Source organism: Burkholderia sp. MSMB1072 (assembly GCF_001524725.1).
Taxonomy (GTDB): domain Bacteria; phylum Pseudomonadota; class Gammaproteobacteria; order Burkholderiales; family Burkholderiaceae; genus Burkholderia.
In genome coordinates this window covers 59,407-78,385 of record NZ_LOYC01000015.1, presented here as the reverse complement: position 1 = coordinate 78,385, position 18,979 = coordinate 59,407, and the positions used below count along the sequence as shown (strand labels likewise).

General features: G+C 67.9%; 19 protein-coding genes, 1 tRNA gene and 1 pseudogene. 10 read left to right on the top strand and 11 right to left on the bottom strand.

Translation table 11 applies throughout. The features are described from left to right. Positions 1-4 precede the first annotated feature (4 nt). The 3 genes from WS89_RS07970 to WS89_RS07960 are packed head-to-tail and all read left to right on the top strand — an operon-like array spanning position 5 to position 3,051. Entirely contained in the window at positions 5-703 is a 699-nt protein-coding gene (locus WS89_RS07970; RefSeq protein WP_034209543.1) for an ABC transporter ATP-binding protein, read from the top strand. Positions 704-724: 21 nt separating this feature from the next. Next, positions 725-1,876, top strand: a complete 1,152-nt coding sequence (locus WS89_RS07965) for an ABC transporter permease (protein WP_059503342.1) — start codon at positions 725-727, stop codon at positions 1,874-1,876. Between the two features lie 8 nt (positions 1,877-1,884). Next, complete coding sequence (locus WS89_RS07960; RefSeq protein ID WP_059503340.1) at positions 1,885-3,051, top strand: ABC transporter permease; 1,167 nt, start codon at positions 1,885-1,887, stop codon at positions 3,049-3,051. 13 nt (positions 3,052-3,064) lie between these two features. Here the strand turns inward: WS89_RS07960 and WS89_RS32045 are convergent. The 3 genes and pseudogenes from WS89_RS32045 to WS89_RS07945 all read right to left on the bottom strand — a co-directional run bounded on the left by WS89_RS32045 (position 3,065) and on the right by WS89_RS07945 (position 5,915). Further along, positions 3,065-4,408, bottom strand: a pseudogene (locus WS89_RS32045) (carotenoid oxygenase family protein). 15 nt (positions 4,409-4,423) lie between these two features. Further along, positions 4,424-5,050 carry a DUF2239 family protein gene (locus WS89_RS07950; RefSeq protein WP_059503335.1) on the bottom strand — a complete coding sequence of 209 codons (627 nt, stop codon included), beginning with the start codon at positions 5,048-5,050 and terminating at the stop codon, positions 4,424-4,426. A gap of 133 nt (positions 5,051-5,183) precedes the next feature. Continuing rightward, on the bottom strand, positions 5,184-5,915 hold the full coding sequence (locus WS89_RS07945; RefSeq protein ID WP_059790384.1) for a glutathione S-transferase family protein: 732 nt from the start codon (positions 5,913-5,915) through the stop codon (positions 5,184-5,186). Positions 5,916-5,955: 40 nt separating this feature from the next. Between WS89_RS07945 and WS89_RS07940 the strand changes: the two genes are divergently transcribed. From WS89_RS07940 to WS89_RS07930, 3 genes are all read left to right on the top strand, one after another. Then, on the top strand, positions 5,956-6,939 hold the full coding sequence (locus tag WS89_RS07940; protein WP_059790382.1) for a LysR family transcriptional regulator: 984 nt from the start codon (positions 5,956-5,958) through the stop codon (positions 6,937-6,939). Positions 6,940-7,153: 214 nt separating this feature from the next. After that, positions 7,154-8,494 carry an MFS transporter gene (locus tag WS89_RS07935; RefSeq protein ID WP_059503330.1) on the top strand — a complete coding sequence of 447 codons (1,341 nt, stop codon included), beginning with the start codon at positions 7,154-7,156 and terminating at the stop codon, positions 8,492-8,494. Between the two features lie 62 nt (positions 8,495-8,556). After that, positions 8,557-9,957, top strand: a complete 1,401-nt coding sequence (locus WS89_RS07930) for an enolase C-terminal domain-like protein (RefSeq protein ID WP_059790415.1) — start codon at positions 8,557-8,559, stop codon at positions 9,955-9,957. A 498-nt stretch (positions 9,958-10,455) separates the two neighbouring features. Here WS89_RS07930 and WS89_RS07925 read toward each other — a convergent pair. The 5 genes from WS89_RS07925 to WS89_RS07905 form a co-directional block, all read right to left on the bottom strand. After that, positions 10,456-10,531, bottom strand: a tRNA-Ala gene (locus tag WS89_RS07925). A gap of 65 nt (positions 10,532-10,596) precedes the next feature. Beyond that, positions 10,597-10,959, bottom strand: coding sequence for a c-type cytochrome (locus tag WS89_RS07920; RefSeq protein ID WP_059790379.1), 363 nt, complete (start codon positions 10,957-10,959; stop codon positions 10,597-10,599). After that, a complete protein-coding gene (locus WS89_RS07915; protein ID WP_059503406.1) occupies positions 10,956-11,756 on the bottom strand; it encodes a BON domain-containing protein in 801 nt (266 codons plus the stop codon). The genes WS89_RS07920 and WS89_RS07915 overlap by 4 nt, the downstream gene beginning before the upstream one ends. Positions 11,757-11,773: 17 nt before the next feature. After that, positions 11,774-12,358 (bottom strand): SIS domain-containing protein, encoded by a 585-nt coding sequence (locus WS89_RS07910; RefSeq protein ID WP_059790377.1) that lies wholly within the window; start codon positions 12,356-12,358, stop codon positions 11,774-11,776. A 126-nt stretch (positions 12,359-12,484) separates the two neighbouring features. Continuing rightward, positions 12,485-12,913, bottom strand: a complete 429-nt coding sequence (locus WS89_RS07905) for a YraN family protein (protein WP_179949298.1) — start codon at positions 12,911-12,913, stop codon at positions 12,485-12,487. 46 nt (positions 12,914-12,959) lie between these two features. Here WS89_RS07905 and rsmI point away from each other — a divergent pair, with 46 nt between their 5' ends. Continuing rightward, positions 12,960-13,838 (top strand): 16S rRNA (cytidine(1402)-2'-O)-methyltransferase, encoded by an 879-nt coding sequence (gene rsmI / locus WS89_RS07900; RefSeq protein ID WP_059790376.1) that lies wholly within the window; start codon positions 12,960-12,962, stop codon positions 13,836-13,838. A 78-nt stretch (positions 13,839-13,916) separates the two neighbouring features. Here the strand turns inward: rsmI and WS89_RS07895 are convergent, their stop codons facing one another. After that, positions 13,917-14,528, bottom strand: coding sequence for a septal ring lytic transglycosylase RlpA family protein (locus WS89_RS07895; RefSeq protein ID WP_059790412.1), 612 nt, complete (start codon positions 14,526-14,528; stop codon positions 13,917-13,919). Between the two features lie 656 nt (positions 14,529-15,184). On the opposite strand from WS89_RS07895, the gene WS89_RS07890 reads away from it, so the two are divergent. The 3 genes from WS89_RS07890 (at position 15,185) to WS89_RS07880 (ending at position 17,035) form a co-directional block, all read left to right on the top strand. Then, on the top strand, positions 15,185-15,829 hold the full coding sequence (locus WS89_RS07890; RefSeq protein WP_059790374.1) for an MBL fold metallo-hydrolase: 645 nt from the start codon (positions 15,185-15,187) through the stop codon (positions 15,827-15,829). Continuing rightward, complete coding sequence (locus WS89_RS07885; RefSeq protein WP_059503317.1) at positions 15,826-16,485, top strand: hypothetical protein; 660 nt, start codon at positions 15,826-15,828, stop codon at positions 16,483-16,485. Before WS89_RS07890 ends, WS89_RS07885 begins: the two co-directional genes overlap by 4 nt. A 79-nt stretch (positions 16,486-16,564) precedes the next feature. Further along, positions 16,565-17,035, top strand: a complete 471-nt coding sequence (locus tag WS89_RS07880) for an Lrp/AsnC family transcriptional regulator (protein WP_006477376.1) — start codon at positions 16,565-16,567, stop codon at positions 17,033-17,035. 51 nt (positions 17,036-17,086) lie between these two features. Here WS89_RS07880 and WS89_RS07875 read toward each other — a convergent pair whose 3' ends face one another. Both WS89_RS07875 and WS89_RS07870 read right to left on the bottom strand, forming a co-directional pair. Further along, positions 17,087-18,244, bottom strand: a complete 1,158-nt coding sequence (locus WS89_RS07875; RefSeq protein WP_059503316.1) for a cation diffusion facilitator family transporter — start codon at positions 18,242-18,244, stop codon at positions 17,087-17,089. A gap of 245 nt (positions 18,245-18,489) precedes the next feature. After that, on the bottom strand, positions 18,490-18,783 hold the full coding sequence (locus tag WS89_RS07870) for an H-NS histone family protein (RefSeq protein ID WP_034209561.1): 294 nt from the start codon (positions 18,781-18,783) through the stop codon (positions 18,490-18,492). Positions 18,784-18,979 lie beyond the last annotated feature (196 nt).

Below are 18,979 nucleotides of genomic sequence, written 5' to 3'. Positions count from 1 at the left end.
GCGCGTGAACGACGCCCCGCCGCCCCTCGTCGAGATCAGCCACGTCGCGAAGTCGTACCGGCGCGGCAACCAGATCGTGCCCGTGCTGACCGACATCTCGCTCGACATCGGCGAAGGCGACTTCGTCGCGCTGATGGGACCGTCCGGCTCCGGCAAGAGCACGCTGCTGAACCTCGTGGCCGGCATCGACCGGCCCGACAGCGGCGAGTTGCGCGTCGGCGGCCTCGACATCTCGCAACTCGCCGAGGCGCAACTGGCCGAATGGCGCGCCGCGAACGTCGGCTTCATCTTCCAGTTCTACAACCTGATGCCCGTGCTCACCGCGTTCGAGAACGTCGAGCTGCCGCTGATGCTCACGCACCTGTCGCGCCGCGAACGACGCGAGCGCGTCGAGCTCGTGCTCGACATGGTGAATCTCGGCGATCGCACGCGCCATTACCCGTCCGAGCTGTCGGGCGGCCAGCAGCAGCGCGTCGCGATCGCGCGCGCGCTGATCACCGATCCCGTGCTGATCGTCGCCGACGAGCCGACCGGCGACCTCGACCGCGCGTCGGCCACCGACGTGCTCGCGATGCTGCAGCGGATGAACGCCGAACTCGGCAAGACGATCATCATGGTGACGCACGACGCGCATGCGGCCGGTGCCGCGCGTTCGCTCGTGCATCTGGAAAAAGGGGAGCTGATCGATGGGCACGCCGGCTGACCGGCGGCGGGAGCGCGCAAGATGGTCGTGAAGCTGATCGCGCGCAACGCGCTGCGGCACCGGCTGCGCACGCTCCTGACCGTACTCGGGCTGACCATCGCGGTGCTCGCGTTCGGGCTGCTGCATACGGTGGTCGACGCGTGGTACGCGGGCGCGGCGGCCGCGTCCAGCGGCCGGCTCGTCACCCGCAACGCGATCTCGCTGGTGTTTCCGCTGCCGGTGAGCGACGAGAACCGGATCCGCGGCGTCGACGGCGTGACGGCCGTGGTCCGCTCGAACTGGTTCGGCGGCATCTACCGCGACCCGAAGAACTTCTTCGCGAGCTTCGCGGTATCGGACAACTATCTCGACCTGTATCCCGAATTCATCCTGCCGGCGCAGCAGCGCGCCGACTACGACCGCGACCGCCGCGGCTGCCTCGTGGGCCGCCAGCTCGCGACGCAATTCGGCTTCAAGGTCGGCGACGTGATCCCGCTGAAGGGCACGATCTATCCGGGCACGTGGGATTTCGTCGTGCGCGGGATTCTCGACGGCCGCGACGATTCGACGATCACGCGCCAGTTGGTGTTCCATTGGGATTACCTGAACGAGACGGTGCGCAAGCGCACGCCGAAGCAGGCCGACCAGGTCGGCGTGTTCGTGCTCGGCATCGCGAACCCCGACGACGGCGCGTCGATCGCGCGCAACGTCGACGCGGTGTTCAAGAACTCGCTCGCCGAAACGCTGACCGAGACCGAACAGGCGTTCCAGCTCGGTTTCGTCGCGATGTCGAACCAGATCATCGCGGCGATCCGCCTCGTGTCGTACGTGGTGATCCTGATCATCATGGCCGTGATGGCCAACGCGATGGCGATGAGCGCGCGCGAGCGCACGGCCGAATACGCGACGCTGAAGGCGCTCGGCTTCGGCCCCGGGTTCCTCGCGCTGATCGTGTTCGGCGAATCGGTCGCGATCGCGGTGGCCGGCGGCGGGCTCGGCATCCTCGCGACGCCGCCCGCCGCGAGCCTGTTCAAGCAGGCGGCCGGCGGCATCTTCCCGGTGTTCAAGGTGTCGACCGAGACGGTCGTGCTGCAGGCCGCGTGCTCGGTCGCGGTCGGCCTCGCGGCCGCGCTCGTGCCGGCATGGCAGGCCGCGCGCGTGCGCGTCGTCGAAGGCCTGCGGGCGATCGGATAGAGGCGCGCATGGCGATCCCGCTCACCTACATCGCGCGCAATCTGTGGACCCGACGGCTCACCACCGCGCTCACCGCAGGGGGGATGGCGCTCGTGATCTTCGTGTTCGCGACGGTGCAGATGCTCGACGCGGGGCTCACGAAAACGCTCGTGTCGACCGGCGAGGCGGACAACGCGGTGGTGATCCGCAAGGGCGCCGAGACCGAGATCCAGAGTTCGATCGACCATCAGCAGGCCAACGCGCTCGAGATGCACCCGGCCGTCGCGCTCGGCCCCGACGGCCGGCCGCTCGTATCGAAGGAAGCCGTCGTGCTGATCTCGCTCGTCAAGACGTCGACCGGCAAGCCGTCGAACGTCGTGATCCGCGGCGTGTCGCCGGCCGGCCTCGCGCTGCGGCCGCACGTGAAGCTCGCGGCCGGCCGCCCGTTCGCGCCGGGCTCGTCGGAGATCGTCGTCGGCAGCGCGATCGCGAAAGGCTTCAGCGGCACGCAGCTCGGCGACCGCCTGCATTTCGCGCAGCGCGACTGGACCGTCGTCGGCGTGTTCGACGCGGGCGGCAGCGGCTTCGACTCGGAGATCTGGGGCGACGTCGACCAGTTGATGCAGTCGTTCCGGCGTACCAGCTATTCGTCGATGGTGCTGCGCATCCCGAGCGCCGACGGCTTCGCGCGCTTCAAGGCCGACATCGACGTCGACCCGCGGCTGACCGACGAGGCGAAACGCGAACAGACCTTCTACGGCGACCAGTCGAAGGCGCTGTCGACGTTCATCAACATCCTCGGCATCACGCTGTCGACGATCTTCTCGATCGCCGCGATGATCGGCGCGATGATCACGATGTATGCGTCGGTCGCGAACCGCGTGGCCGAGATCGGCACGCTGCGCGCGCTCGGCTTCAAGCGCACCAACGTGCTCGTCGCGTTCCTGCTGGAGGCGCTGCTGCTCGGCTTCGTCGGCGGCGTGATGGGGCTCGCGTGCGCGTCGCTGATGCAGTTCGCGTCGTTCTCGACGACCAACTTCCAGACCTTCTCGGACCTGTCGTTCCGCTTCGTGCTGACGCCGGCGATCGTCGTGAAGACGCTCGTGTTCTCGCTCGTGATGGGGCTCGTCGGCGGCTTCCTGCCGGCGATGCGCGCCGCGCGGCTGAAGATCGTCGACGCACTGCGCGCGCAGTGACGCGCGCCGCCGCTCACGTTCGACGTTCGCGCGGCACCCACGCGCCGTGGAACCCGGCCGGCACGCGACGCGGCAGATGCACGGTCGCCACCGGCCCCGCGTCGATCGCGCGCATCGAGGATCACGACGTCGCTCGTATCCGTCGCCGCGCGGTAGACCATCACCAGCAGCCAGCCGTCGTCCTCGCCGTCTTCGTCGCGACGGCCCGGACGCGGCACGAACACCGGTTCGCCGTTCTGGTCGCCGGGCGGCACCGCGAAATGCATCGTCGTGCCGCGCACGTGATCGAAACGCATCACGCCGCGCATTTCCGTGGGGTTCGGCTGCTCGGCCGCATACAGATAGCGGTAGCGGCGCCCGGTCCGGCTTTCGTCGATGCGCGGCAGCTCGATGCCGCCGTCGGCGAGCGGTCCTTCGTCGACCAATCCGTTCGCCGTATCGATCACGTAGCGCCACAGCTCGCCGACCGGGTTGTCGGCGAAGCGGCCCGTGCGCGCGTCGAGCCGCAGGAACGACGGATAGCGCACCGCGTCGAGCACGATGCACGACGCGTCGCAGTCGTACGCGTTCACGACGTGCTGGATGAAGCACGGCTCGACGCCGAACCAGCGCACGTCGCCGCCGTGGCGCGGGATCACGCCGATGCGCGCGGGCCGGTCGTCGTGCCAGCGCAGCGGCATCCGGTGGCCTTGCTTCAGCAGCGAGAAGTCGTAGCCGACGTTCAGGTCGAGCAACAGGCTGCGGGTTTCGGTGATCGTGAGGTCGTGCATCATCGACGGCGCGCTCAGCTCGATCTCGAGACCGACGCGCGGCACGCCCTGCGCATCCACGACGCCGTAGCGCAGCCACGGCGCACGCCAGTCCGCGCGAAACAGGATCAGCTCGCCGGTCACCGGGTCGACCTTCGGATGCGCGGTCATCCCGCCGTCGAAACCCGCATGCCGCGCCGGCAGGCCGGGCGAATCGAGCGCGGCGGTGATCGCGAGCGGCGCGCCGCCCTCGGCCAGCGCGAGCAGTTCGCCCGCATGCTGCAACACGCTCACGTTCGGATTGGTGTCGGGCAGATGCGGCACTTGCCCGGGTGCATGCACGGCGGCCCAGCGCTGCGTGCGCGCCCAGCGGTTCCGGTAGCTGGCGCGCGGCCGCCGTCGAACGCGATCGCATGCAGCATCGCGGCCTCCGGCCACCACGACAGCACGTCGTTGCCTTCGAAACGGCCGCCCGGCGGGTTCGGGCCGTTGCGCAGCAGCGTGCCGTCGAGTTCGCGCGGAATGGTGCCCGTCACACGCAGATCGACGAGGTCGACTTCGTCGGCGACCGGCGCAATCGCGCCGCGGTTCAGGTCGAATACGGTCATTGCGTCGGCGCTCCGTCAGTGGCCTTCGGTGGACGGCGGCAGGTCGCCGCGCGCCAGCGCGAGCGCATGGTCGCGTACGTCGTCGGGCCAGCCGGCGACGCACTCGGCCAGCCGCGCCGGATCGTTCGCATACAGCGCCCGCGCGGCTTCCTCGAAACCGGGCAGGTCGCCCGCCATCGCCGACATGAAGTGGTAGGCACGGGCCTGCGCGTCGCGCTGCCGGTCGGCCGCCGCATGCGTGCGCCGCGCGTCCTCGACGAGCTTGCGCAGCGCGACCGACGCGCCGCCCGGCTGCGCGCCGAGCCATTCCCAGTGACGCGGCAGCAGCGTGACCTCGCGCGACACGACGCCGAGCTTCGGCCGGCCGCGGCCGCGCTGCTCGCCCGCGCCGGCCGGCTCGCCGGCGCCGCCGGATGCATCGCCCGACGGCACCGCATAGCGCGCGCGAACGTCGTCCGCCGTGCCGCGCAGGTCGAGGTCGATCGAGCGGCCCGTCGCGTCGTCGAAGATCAGGATCGAACCGGGCATCGCGTCGCCGGCCGCCTGCCGGACTGCGAGCGCGACCGTCGCGAGCGGGCCCGACGCGAGCCGCCGGTGCCCGTCGAAGGCCGTGTACGAAGGAAGGAGCGTGGAAGTCGTCATGGTGGTCGCCCGCAGGCTGGAATCGGAATGACGCTATTTTTATCCGGGTATTAATTGGATGTCAATATTATCCGGGTAAAAAACGCCAGCGGATTCCACCCCGCCGCGTGGCCGGGATGGCCGACGTGGCCGGTCAGGCCACCCGCGCCGGCACCGCGATGCCGCGCGCGCTGGCCAACGCGTCGTCGAGCGACACATGCCCTTCGAACGCCGACGACGCCGGCGGCGGCAGGTTTTCCTCGATCGCGTGCGCGAACTGCACGCCGGCATCGTCGGCGAGCCGCGCGCGCAGCGCGGCGACACGCGGGAACGCATCGCGCTCGAACACCGCGTGATAGTCGGCCCAGCGCGCGATCCCGGCGAAGTACGCATCGGCCAGCGTGCGCCGCGCGCCCAGCAGCCACGGGCCTTCCCCGCGTTCGAGCAGCGCTTCGAGTTGCCGGTGCGCCTTCAGCACCTTGCCGCGACCGTATGCCTGCAGCGCCGTTTTCTCGGCGCCTTCGGTGTCGTGTTCGTACACGTACCAGAGCGCACCGAACGCGTTGAAGAACGTCGTGTTCAGCCACGCCAGCATCCGGTTCAGCCGGTCGAAATCCGCGCTGCCCTGGCGAAACGCGAGGCCGCTGTCGAGCGCCTGCGCGCCGATATGGCCGAGGATCGCGATGCTTTCGGTCAGCACGTCGCCGTTCGCGGTGACGAACGCCGGCGTTTCCGCGACGGGGTTCAGGGCGACGAACGCGTCGCTCGTCACCGCGCCCGGCATCGTGATGCGCGACAGCCGGTACGGGCGGCCGACCCATTCGAGCGCGACGATCGAGCCGAACGAGCAGCCGGCGGGAATACCGTAGAGAAGGATCGGAGACATCGGAGAATTCCGCGAAAGTTGAACGAGCCGTCATGCTCCCATGGCGGACGATGGCGCAGTAGCCGCTAAAATCGAAACCCGTCGTTTCTCCATGTGGACGCTGGAAGTGAATCTGAACGATCTCTACCTGTTCGTGCAGGCGGTGGATGCCGGCAGCATGTCGGCGGCCGCGCGCCGGCTCGACCTGCCGAAATCGACGGTCAGCAAGCGCGTGGCCGAGCTCGAGCGCACGCTCGGCGCGCGGCTCGTGCATCGCACGTCGCGCAGCTTCCGGCTCACACCGGTCGGCGCCGAATTCTTCGAGCATGCGCGCGCCGCCGTGATCGAGGCCGAAAGCGCGCGCGACGCGGTGCTGCGGCAGGCCGCCGAGCCGGCCGGCGTCGTGCGGATCACGAGCTCGGTGCCGGTCGCGCAGCACATCCTCGCGCCGTGCCTGCCGGCGCTGGCGATCGCGCACCCGAAGCTGCTGCTGCAGATTCATGCGAGCGACCGACTCGTCGACATCGCGCAGGAAGGCTTCGACATCGCGGTGCGCAGCCATTTCGCGCCGCTGCCCGATTCCGCGCTCGTGCAACGGCCGCTCGCGGCGTCGCCGATCGTCGTCGTCGCCGCGCCGGCCTATCTCGCACGGGCCGGCACGCCCGACACGCCGGCCGATCTCGCGCAGCACGACGGGCTCCACCCGGGGCCGCAGCCGTGGCGGCTGCAGCGCGGCGACGACGCCGGCGACACCGTCGACGTGACGCCGCGCTTGCGGCTGCAGGCCGACGAATCGACGCTGCTGCTACAGGCGGCGACGGCCAGCCTTGGCCTCGCATGCCTGCCCGACTGGATCGCCGGGGCCGCGCTCGCGTCCGGTACGCTCGTGCGCGTGCTGCCCGGCTGGTGCGCCGGCACCGTCACGACGACGCTGCTGATGCCGCATCGGCGCGGCCAGTTGCCGGGCGTGCGCGCCGCCGTCGAGTTTCTCGCGCAGCACGTGGCGCACCACCACCGCAGTGGCCCGGACGACGCGCACGCGTGACCGCGCACCGCCTTCGATCGATTCAAATGCTGAATCGATCAAGTCAGCAATTGGCATGAAAGCGCAAATGTCGACATGACAGAATGACCGGGACGCTGCGCCTGCATCGGCGTCCGGTGCCCGGCCTCCCGTCGGCGGCATCCACACACATCACGCGCGCACCCGACGCGCCTGCCGCACGACGGCACCTTCCGCCCTTCGGAGGAGACGAGTCATGAATCCGCTTCACGCGCTGCCGGCGTCCGCGTCGGCAACGGCCCGGCGCACCCGCGTGCGCTGGCTGGTGCTGGCCGTCCTGTTCGCGATCACGACGATCAACTACGCGGATCGCGCCGCCATCGCGATCGCGGGCCCGGCGCTGGCCCGCTCGATGCACCTGAGCCACGTGCAGATGGGCTTCATCTTTTCCGCGTTCGGCTGGTCGTACGTAGTCGCGCAATTGCCGGGCGGCTGGCTGCTCGACCGCTACGGCTCGCGCATCGTCTACGCATTCAGCATCTTCTTCTGGTCGCTGTTCACGCTGCTGCAAGGCGGGATCGGCTTCTTCGGCGGGGCGGCCGCGTTCGCGCTGCTGTTCGGGCTGCGTTTTCTGGTCGGCGCGGCCGAGGCGCCGTCGTTCCCCGCCAACAGCCGGATCGTGTCCGCGTGGTTCCCGGCGCCCGAGCGCGGCACCGCGTCGGCGATCTTCAACGCCGCGCAGTACGCGGCGACCGTCGTGTTCGCGCCGCTGATGGGCTGGCTCGTGCATGCGTTCGGCTGGCAGTCGGTGTTCGCGGTGATGGGCGTGCTCGGCTTCGTGTTCGTGCTGGTGTGGAACCGCACGATGTACGACCCGAAGCATCACCCGAACATCAACCGCGCGGAACTCGACTACCTCGCCGAAGGCGGTGCGCTCGTTAACATCGACCAGGCGACGGGCGGGCGCGACGGCGGCCCGTCGATGCGCCACGTGAAGGCGCTGCTGAGAAACCGGATGCTGGTCGGCGTGTACGTCGCGCAGTACTGCATCAACGCGCTCACCTACTTCTTCATCACATGGTTCCCCGTCTATCTCGTGCAGGCGCGCGGGATGTCGATCCTCAACGCCGGCCTCGTCGCGTCGATCCCCGCCGTATGCGGGTTCCTCGGCGGGATTCTCGGCGGCGTCGTGTCCGATGCGCTGCTCAGGCAGGGCCGGTCGCTGTCGGTCGCGCGCAAGGTGCCGATCGTGATCGGCATGCTGCTGTCGATGTCGATGATCGTCTGCAATTACACCGATTCGCACGTGCTCGTCGTGGTGTTCATGGCGCTGTCGTTCTTCGGCAAGGGGCTTGGCGCGCTCGGCTGGGCCGTCAACGCCGACACCGCGCCGCGCCAGATCGCCGGCCTGAGCGGCGCGCTGCTCAACACGTGCGGCAATCTTTCCAGCATCACGACGCCGATCGCGATCGGCTATATCGTCGACCGCAGCGGCTCGTTCAACGGCGCGCTCGTCTATGTCGTCGCGCATGCGCTCGTCGCCGTGGTCTGCTACCTGTTCGTCGTCGGCGAGATCCGCCGCGTCGAGCTTCAATGAACGGCGCGGGCCGCACCGGCGCGTCCGGCTGCCCGCACGCCACCGGAACCAGGAGCGAATCGATGTCCGAACCCAGCCGTGCCGGCACCCCGCGCGTCACCCGCATGCAGGTGATTCCCGTCGCCGGCCGCGACAGCATGCTGCTCAATCTGTGCGGCGCACACGCGCCGTACTTCACGCGCAACCTCGTGATCCTCGCCGACAGCAGCGGGCATACGGGCGTCGGCGAAGTGCCGGGCGGCGAAGGCATCCGCTACGCGCTCGAGCGCATGACGGATCTCGTGGTCGGGCAGTCGATCGGACGCTACCAGGCAACGCTCAACGCGGTGCGCGCGGCGCTGTCCGGTGCGGGCGGCGCCGGCGCCGGGCGCACGATCCGCCACGAAGTGACGTCGGCCGGCGAGGCGGCGGTGCTGCGTCAGCCGCACGAGATCAACCTGCGGCTCGACAACGTGATCACCGCGATCGAAGCCGCGCTGCTCGACCTGCTCGGCCAGCACCTCGACGTGCCGGTCGCGGCGCTGCTCGGTGAAGGCCAGCAGCGCGACGCGGTGCCGATGCTCGCGTATTTGTTCTACCTTGGCGACCGGCGCCGCACCGATCTGCCGTATCGCGACGAAGCGCAGGCGTCGGACCCGTGGTTCCGGCTGCGCAACGAAGCGGCGCTCACGCCGGCCGCGATCGCGCGGCAGGCCGAAGCCGCGGTCGAGCGCTACGGTTTCGCCGATTTCAAGCTGAAGGGCGGCGTAATGGCCGGCGCCGACGAGATGGAAGCGATCGCGGCGATCAAGGCACGCTTTCCCGCCGCGCGCGCGACGCTCGACCCGAACGGCGCGTGGTCGCTCGACGAGGCCGTCGCGCTGTGCCGCGGGCAAGGCCACCTGCTCGCGTATGCGGAAGATCCTTGCGGGCCGGAAGGCGGCTATTCGGGCCGCGAGGTAATGGCCGAATTCCGCCGCGCGACGGGGATTCCGACCGCCACCAACATGATCGCGACCGACTGGCGGCAGATGGATCATGCGGTGCGGCTGCAGGCGGTCGACATTCCGCTCGCCGATCCGCATTTCTGGACGATGCAGGGCTCGGTGCGGCTCGCGCAACTGTGCCGCGACTGGGGGCTCACGTGGGGATCGCACTCGAACAACCACTTCGACGTGTCGCTCGCGATGTTCACGCATGCGGCAGCGGCCGCGCCCGGCACGATCACCGCGATCGATACACACTGGATCTGGCAGGAAGGCGACGCGCGGCTCACCCGCGAGCCGCTCGCGATCGTCGGCGGCAAAGTGGCCGTGCCGGAACGGCCGGGGCTCGGCATCGAACTGGACATGGCGCAGGTCGAGGCCGCGCATGCGCTGTACAACGAGGTGGGCGGCACCGCGCGCGACGATGCGGTCGCGATGCGTTATCTGGTGCCGGGGTGGACGTATGATCCGAAGCGGCCGAGTTTCGGGCGGGTGTAGAGCGGGCTGAAGGGGCGGCTGCCGAACGCGGAAAACGGCCGCATTCGGCCGGCTGCCCGAATCGGCCCGCGCGGTCGGCGGTCGGGCGCTTCCATCCATCGGCAACAGAACGCGCTCCATGACGGCATCCGGTCCGACACTGCGGCAGATCATCGTCTTCGTGCTGTATTCGGTGCCGTGTCTGGCCGGGAGCATGACCGTCGCTGGCTATGTCGCGCCCCGGATCACGCGGAACGTATCGAATTTCGAAGGCGGTGCGGGCTATGCGGCGCTGGGGTGGATCGTCATCCTGACCTGCACGTTCTGCGGGCTGTCGACCGCCCTCCGCGTGGTGCTGCGGAAAAGAACCGTGGTGCTCGCGGTTATTACGGCGGGATTCGCTGTGTTGTCGGTGTTGGCGTTCAGGGCGATCCGCGAGTTGGCGACCTGGCGGGTCGATCAGCGGTTCCGCAAAAACAAAAAGGGCTTGATCTTGCGATCAAGCCCTTCGAAGTCCGTTGGTGGAGCGGAGGAGGATCGAACTCCCGACCTTCGCATTGCGAACGCGACGCTCTCCCAGCTGAGCTACCGCCCCAACAGTCGATCATCATACACACGCATTTCCGCGCTTGGCAATAGGGGTTACGTCACCCCGACGCGTTACTTCGACGGCGCCCCCGCCAGCACCCATTCGACCACCGAACGGACGTCTGCGTCGCTCATGCGCGGATGCGCCGGCATCGGAATCGCACCCCAGACACCCGAGCCGCCGTCCTTCACCTTCTTCGACAGCTTGGCCACGGCCTGCGGATCGGACTTGTAGCGCGCGGCGATATCCTTGAACGACGGGCCGACGAGCTTGCGGTCCACCGCGTGGCAGCCCATGCACGCGTTGCTGCGGGCCACCTTCAGGCCGTCGCCGACGTCCGCATGCGCGACGCCCAGCGTGCCGGCCGCGAGCGCCGCAGCCGCGGCGCCCTGCACCATCCATCGTTTCATCTGCTTCATCCGCATGCCCGTCATTGCGCCTTCGCCTTCGGATTGCCCGGATGCACGCTCGACGAATTCGAGATCGGCGCGGGCGGCTGCAGCGGCGCGGACTGCACCGATGCGTCGGGCACCGCGCCGACCGTCGCGCTGTCCGCCGGTGCGGCAGCCGCCTGCGCGCCGGATGCGCCGCTCGCCGGCGACGCGTCCTGCAGCGCCTGCGCGTCCTGCGGCTTCACGTACTGGAACACCTTCACGACCTTCTCGACGCCCGGCACCTGGCTCGCGGCTTCCGCACCGCGATTGCCTTCATCCACCGTCACGAGGCCCATCAGGTAAAGATTGCCGCGTTCGGCGACGACCTTGTAGTAGTTCGCCGAGATGCCCTTCGTCGCGATCAGCTCCGACTTCACGCGCCCTTCGAGGTACGAGTCGTTCGCGCGCGACGACAGCGACGACGCCGGCTCGACCGACAGCTCGTTGACGATGCCGTTCACGTTGTTGATGCCGCGCACGATTTCCTCGGCGCGCTGCTTCGACGCATCGTTCGGCACTTCGCCCGTCAGCAGCACGCGACGGTTGAACACCGTCACGTTCACGTGCGACTGGTCCGGCAGCCCGTTGTTGATCTGCGTGAGCGACTTGACCTGGATCTCGCGATCCTCCGTCTGCGCGCCGAGCGTACGGCGATCGGTCGCGATCAGCGCGCCGCCGCCCGCCGCAGCGCCCACGACTCCGAGCACACAACCCTGCAGCGACACGGCGAGGCCCGCCGTCAGCGCGGCGAGCAGCGTGGTTCTGACGAGCGTCTGTTTGACGCGGCTTTGATTCATCGACGGCTCTCCTTCGTTCAATCCTCACCCAGCAGCATCGCGTCGATGCCGTCGCACAGGCAGTGGATGGTCAGCAGATGGACTTCGTGGATGCGCGCCGCGCGAACGGCGGGCACGCTGATCGGAATATCGGTGTCGGACAGCGCGGCCGCGACCGTGTGGTCGTTGCCGCCCGTCAATGCGACGACGGTCATCTCGCGCTCGTGCGCCTCGTCGATCGCCGCGAGCACGCGCGGCGATGCGCCGCCCGCGTCGAGCACCAGCAGGATGTCGCCCGTCTGGCCCAGCACGCGCACCTGCTGCGCGAACAACTGCTCGACGGCCGCGGCGCCCGCGAGGCCGGCCTGCGACGCGTCGGTGGCCAGCGCGATCGCGGGCAAGCCCGGACGCTCGCGCTCGAAACCGCCGACGAGCGACGCGGCGAGGTATTGCGCGGCGGCGGCCGACGGGCCGTCGCCGCATGCGACGATCTTGTTGCCGTTCGCCAGTGCGGCGAACATCGCATCGACCGCGGCTGCGATCGGCAGCGACAGCGTGTCGGCCGCTTCGGCGTGAAGCGCGGCGCTGTCGCGGAATTGTTGCTGAATACGTTCGACTGACATCGATTCCTGGTGAACTGGGCGCGCGGCACAACTCGCGCGACATCGTGGGTGCGGCGAGTTTACCGTACTCCGGCGCCCTCTCCGGGGGTCCGGCAAGAACTCTTTACATCTCGTCACAGCTCGCGGCTACGCGTCGTCGGTACGAAATGCGTCGCGCAACCACGCGAGCCGCCCGGCCTCGAACGCGACGACGTCGAAACGGCATGCGGCGCCGGCGCCGTGCCGCGACCAGAACTGCAACGCGGCCGCGACCAGACGCCGCCGCTTGCGCCAGCCGACGCTCGCGGCCGCACCGCCATGCCGGGTGCTGCGCCGCGCGCGCACTTCGACGAACACGAGCATGCCGTCGGGCTCGCGCATCACGAGATCGAGCTCACCGCCGCGCATCGTCACGTTCGCGGCGACGAACCCGAGACCGCGGCGCTCGAGAAACTGCCGCGCGCGCTGCTCGAACGCCGCGCCGACCGGTTTGGATCGCGCCGCGCCGGAAAAGTTGTCGCCCGAATGCGGCCGACCGCGCGCGCCATCCGGCCGGGCCGGCGCCGCGTGGCACAATGCCGTCCTTGTTCCGCTCGTGCCGCGATTGCGTGCCTTGCCTGCCATGACTGCCCTCCTCGAACTCGCGCCTACGCAGCACTACCCGGACGCCGCGCTCTACGTGGTCGCCACGCCGATCGGCAATACGGCCGACATCACGCTGCGCGCGCTGCACGTGCTCGGCCTCGCCGACCGCATCGCTGCCGAAGACACCCGCAATACGGGCCAACTGCTCGCCCGCTACGGGATCTCGAAACCGCTCGTCGCCGTGCACGAGCACAACGAACGCGAAGCCGCGCAGCGCGTGATCGAACTGCTGCGTGGCGGCGAACGCGTGGCCTACGTGTCGGACGCCGGCACGCCCGGCATTTCGGACCCCGGCGCGCGACTCGTCGACGCCGTGCGTGCCGCCGGCTTCACGGTGGTTCCGCTGCCGGGCCCGAGCGCTGCCGTGACCGCGCTGAGCGTGGCCGGCGACTGGGCCGGCGCATTCACGTTCGCGGGCTTCCTGCCGCCGAAGGCGAAACAGCGCGCGACCGCACTGCAGGCGCTGGCGTCGCACCCGTACGCGCTGGTGTTCTACGAAGCGCCGCACCGGATCGCCGAGACCGTCGCCGCGCTCGCCGACGCGTTCGGCCCCGCGCGCCGGCTGCTGATCGCGCGCGAGCTCACCAAGCTACACGAGCAGTTGTTCCAGGGCACCCTGGCCGAAGGACAGAGCTGGCTCGCGGGCGATGCGAACCGGCAGCGCGGCGAGTTCGTGCTGGTCGTCGAAGGCGCGCCGGCGGCAAGCGGCGAAGCCGACGATACCGCGCACGACGCGCTGCTCAGGCTGCTGCTGGAAGAAGTGCCGGTGAAGAGCGCGGCCAAGCTCGCGGCCGCGCTCACGGGTGCATCGCGCAACACGCTGTATGCGCGTGCGCTCGCGCTGAAGGAAGGCTGACGCGCGACGCCGGCGCGCGGAAACGACAAAGGGCTGCCGGAAGGCAGCCCTTTGTGCATGAGCGGACGATCCGCCGCGTTACTTCGCCGAGATCGACGCGAACATTTCGTCGCGCGCCTCGCGCGCTTCCTGCGGCGACAGCCCTTCGATCTTCACGCGGCCCGTGCCGGCGTGCACGAGGCCGATCACCTTGGCCGCCGCATACGACAGGTCGAGCACGCGGCCACGCTTGAACGGCCCGCGATCGTTGACCTTCACGACGACCCACTTGCCGGTCGATGCGTTCGTCACCTTGATGTACGACGACAGCGGCAGCGTGCGGTGCGCGGCGGTGAACGCGTTCATGTTGAAGCGCTCGCCGTTCGCGGTGCGGCGGCCGTGGAAATCCCGCCCGTACCACGATGCGCGACCGGTCTGGCGGAAATCGGACACGTCCTTGCCGTCGATCGGCTCGGCGTCCGCCAGCGACGACTTCTTCGCGTCCTTGCTGTCGGCAGCCGGCATCGACGCCAGCGCGGAATCGAAATTGAGCGGCTGCTTGTCGTCGTCCGCCTTCGCTGCAGCGGCCGTCCTGTCGACCGCCTTCTTCTGGCTCACGCTGCCGGTGGTCTGGCTGGGTGGCACCGCACAGCCCGTCAGCGCAAAAAATAATGCAATGGTTCCGAATCGGCTCGGAAAACGTAAATTCATCGACGTGTCGCCTTCTGGTTCGGGCCGCATCGATACAACGCTGCTTCACAACGCAGAGATGCGGCCCGGACGGCAAATGCGTGCACGCCCCGCTCGAGTGCGAGCAGGCGGCTAGCATGGGCGCGGCGTTCGTCTAGGCCGCAACCGTCCTGATTAGCTTTCACGTCTGGCGCAACCTGTCCCCAACAGCCTGACCAGACCCCACATGCCGCCATCGAACATGGCTTCACGTTCGCGCGCGTCGATACGACCAACGCACAGGAACGGCGGCACAGGCCTCATCCGGCGGCGCGGCAGCTGGGCCGCAAGCGGGCGCGCAGCACCCGGCCGGACAAGACGTGAGCACCGAATGCTCGGTGCTGGATACACCGCCGGACTCCCCCGGCGGCCGATGCTTGACGGTGAATCGGATGCCTTATTTAACAGGGCCGAAACACCAGCGAATTGCGTGAAATTCACGCGCAATGGGGCGCATTATACATAAATCAAAACCTTGTCTCGAAAAGCGCCCCCGGCGGACCATTGATTCTCGCTATGGCTGTAACAATCGGCATGCTCCGGGAATGCCCTCATCCACGCGCCGCGGCATGCGTCGCACGCACGGCAGGCGGCGCGCGCGACCGGTACAATCGCTCCTTTTAGCCGCCGGTGCCTCCATGAAAGTCACGCTCATTCCGGTCACGCCATTCCAGCAGAACTGCTCGCTGCTCGTCTGCGAGAAGACGGGCCGCGCCGCCGTCGTCGATCCGGGCGGCGATCTCGACCGGATCGAACAGGAAGTCGCGCGGCAGAACGTGCAGGTCGAGAAGGTGCTGCTCACGCACGGGCACATCGATCACTGTGCGGGCGCGAAGACGCTCGCGACGCGCTACGGCGTGCCGATCGAGGGGCCCCAGGAAGACGAACGCTTCTGGATCGAGAAGCTTCCGATGCAGAGCGAACGCTTCGGCTTTCCGGCCGCCGACAGCTTCGAGCCCGACCGGTGGCTGAACGACGGCGACATCGTGCAGTTCGGCGACGAGACGCTCGAGGTCTATCACTGCCCGGGTCACACGCCCGGCCACGTCGTGTTCTTCAGCCGCGCGCATCGCGTCGCGATCGTCGGCGACGTGCTGTTCGCGGGCTCGATCGGCCGGACCGATTTCCCGCGCGGCAATCACGAGGATCTCGTCCGTTCGATCAAGGAAAAGCTGTGGCCGCTCGGCGACGACGTCACGTTCGTGCCCGGTCATGGCCCGGTGTCGACGTTCGGTGACGAGCGCCGCACGAACCCGTTCGTGTCCGACAAGGTATTCGGATGAATCAGACCGCCATCCCGGAAATTTACGTCAGCACCGACGTCGAAGCCGACGGCCCGATTCCCGGCCCGCACTCGATGCTGAGCTTCGCGTCGGCCGCCTATACCGAGGACAAGCAACTGATCGCGACGTTCTCGGCAAACCTCGAGACCCTGCCCGGTGCGCACGCGCACCCGGTGCAGGAAGCCTGGTGGAAAACCGAACCCGAAGCGTGGGCCGCATGCCGGCGCGACCTGCAGACGCCCGAGACGGCGCTGGTCGCCTACGTCGAATGGGTCGAGGCGCTGCCCGGCAAGCCGGTGTTCGTCGCGATGCCGGCCGGCTTCGACTTCACGTTCATGTTCTGGTACATGATGCGTTTCGCGGGGCGCTGCCCGTTCTCGTGGTCGGCGCTCGACATCAAGACGCTCGCGTTCGCGATGACGGGCCTGCCGTACCGCAAGGCGATCAAGCCGCGCTTTCCGAAGCACTGGTTCGACGATCATCCGCACACGCACGTCGCGCTCGACGACGCGATCGAGCAAGGCGCGCTGTTCTGCAACATGCTCGCCGACCTGCGCCGTCAGCAGGCCGCGCTCGCGGGCCTGGCCGTGTCGGATACCGATCGGTCGGATAGCGCGGGGGCGGGACAAAATCCCACGGATCCGCGAGCAAATTAGCGAATCTCGCTCAACAGCGCGTCGCCAGATTGCCTTTCCTTTCCCGGCCCTCTAACATTCAGCGTGTTGTAGCTGCCGCATGGAGGCGCAGGTGACGCTCGATTCCTTTTCGCAAAAAATCCTTCGCCTGTTGCAGCTCGACGCGCGCCGTTCCGTTCAGGAAATCTCCGACCAGGTCGGGCTGTCGAGCACACCGTGCTGGCGCCGCATCAAGGACATGGAACAGTCGGGCGTGATCCAGCGCTACACGGCGCTGCTCGATCGCGAGAAGCTCGGCCTGCACGTCTGCGCGCTCGCGCACGTGCACCTGACGCGCCACAACGAAGGCGGCGTCGAGCAGTTCGAGCGCGAGATCGCGACCTGCCCGGAAGTCACCGAGTGCTACAGCACGACCGGCGAAGCCGATTACATCCTCAAGATCGTCGCGCCGGACATCAAAGCCTACGACGTGTTCCTGCACGAACGCATCTTCAAGATTCCGGCCGTGTCGCAGGTGCGCACGAGCGTCGTGCTGCGCGAAATCAAGTTCGACACGCAACTGCCGCTGTAACGCGCAGCCCCACCCCTGCGGCCGGCCGCGTTCGCGGCTGCCGGCTGCCGGTCACGTCTGCACGGGCAGCGTGCGCGTGAAGCCGATCCGGCGCGCACCGAACTCGCGCTTCAGCGTCTCGACGTCGAGCCGACCGGCCAGCGTCGCATCGGCGTCTCGCGGGTCGCTGTCGAGCGTCACGTCGACCTCGAGCCCCGTACTCAGGTAATGCAGATTGATCGCCGCCGCGTGCAACCCGCGCTGCGCGAGCGCGGCCTCGAGCCGGGCCGCGAGCTCGCCGCGCGGCGGCAGCGCGAGCGCCGGACGGCGCGCCGCGTCGTTCTCGGGGTCGACATGGATCAGCGCATCGAGCACGCGCGGGTCGGACAGCACGCGCGCCCGCGCGGTCTCGGCGATGTAATGCCCTTCGGAGACGGAGATCTTCGGATCGACGAGGATGTGCGCATCGACGAGCGCGGCATCGCCCATCTTGCGCGTGCGCAGGTCGTGCACGTCGCGCACGCCGGGCGTCGCGGCGAGCAGCGCGCGGATCTCGGCCGTGTCGGCCGTATCGAGCGCGCGGTCGGAGAGGTCCTGCAACGCGTCATAGCCGAACGTCCAGCCCATGCGCGCGACCATGAAGCCGACGATCGCCGCCGCGATCGGGTCGAGCAGCCGTACACCGGCCAGGCTGCCGACGATGCCGATCGCGACGACGAGCGACGACGCGGCATCCGAACGCGCATGCCACGCGTTGGCGACGAGCATCGCCGAGCGCACGCGCCGCGCTTCGCGCAGCATGTAGCGGAACAACGCTTCCTTCGACACGAGCACCGTCAGCGCAACGATCAGCGCGGAAAAATGCACGGCCGGAATGTTTTCGAGATTAACGAGACGGTCGCCGGCGCGCCAGAGCATGCCGATACCGACAGCAATCAGGATCGCGCCGAGAAACAGCGACGCGACCGTCTCGTAGCGGCTATGGCCGTAATTGTGGTCGGCATCCGGCGATGCGCCGCTATGCCGATTCGCAACCAGCACGACAAAATCCGAGATCAAATCGGAAATCGAATGCACACCGTCGGCAATCAATGCCTGCGAATGCGCAATCACGCCAACGACGATCTGAAATGTCGCAAGCACGACATTCAGCACAATACTGACGAGCGTGCTCTTGCGCGCAACTGCGTGCTTATCCGCGCTCTGCGCGTCGCCGGAAAACGTGGACATGAAATATGAGATATCGGTGTGCGAGTCGTAATTCTATCAAAGGCGCCCTGCGAGCCCTTCCAATACCCACAAATTTCTCATTTAAATCAATCGCTTATGCGAACGTGTCGCATTTTCATTCACGCGACACATGCTTACATTTTCATGACGGCGCGGCAGGGCTCTGCCGGTATCCTGAAACAAAAAAGCCGCGCTCCTCGACGGACACGCGGCTCTCTTGAAGAGCAGGCAACTTAAACGAACGTTTAAATCGCAAACTGATCGCGGTTCTTGCCGGCGATCCAGCGCGGCGGCTTGCCACGACCCGACCACGTCGCGCCCGTTTCCGGGTCACGGTATTTCGCCGCCACGCCTGCGCGCGGACGACCAACCTTGCCGGCCTTCGCGCGGCTGAGACCGAGTTCGGCGAGCGAAAAGCCGTAGTCGGCAATTTTCTGCTTCACGTCATTCAGCACTTCAGCGTATTCACGCGACTTCGCTTCTTCGATTTGCTTCTCCAGCTTCTCCCGCTGGGCCAGCAGGTCCTTGTAAGAAGACATAGTTTCCCTTTCTATCTATCTGACCAATGGCGCCGGTCTGCAGCCGGCTCACCATTCATGAAATATATGTGCCTCGGATTTTCGAAGGCAGAGATTAGCACAAAAAAGATTTGATAGAAGCGAGATTCATGAAAATCCCGAGGCCAATTGGTATTCGCACATGTCATTTTGACCGGCCGCGGCCTTTTCTCAAATT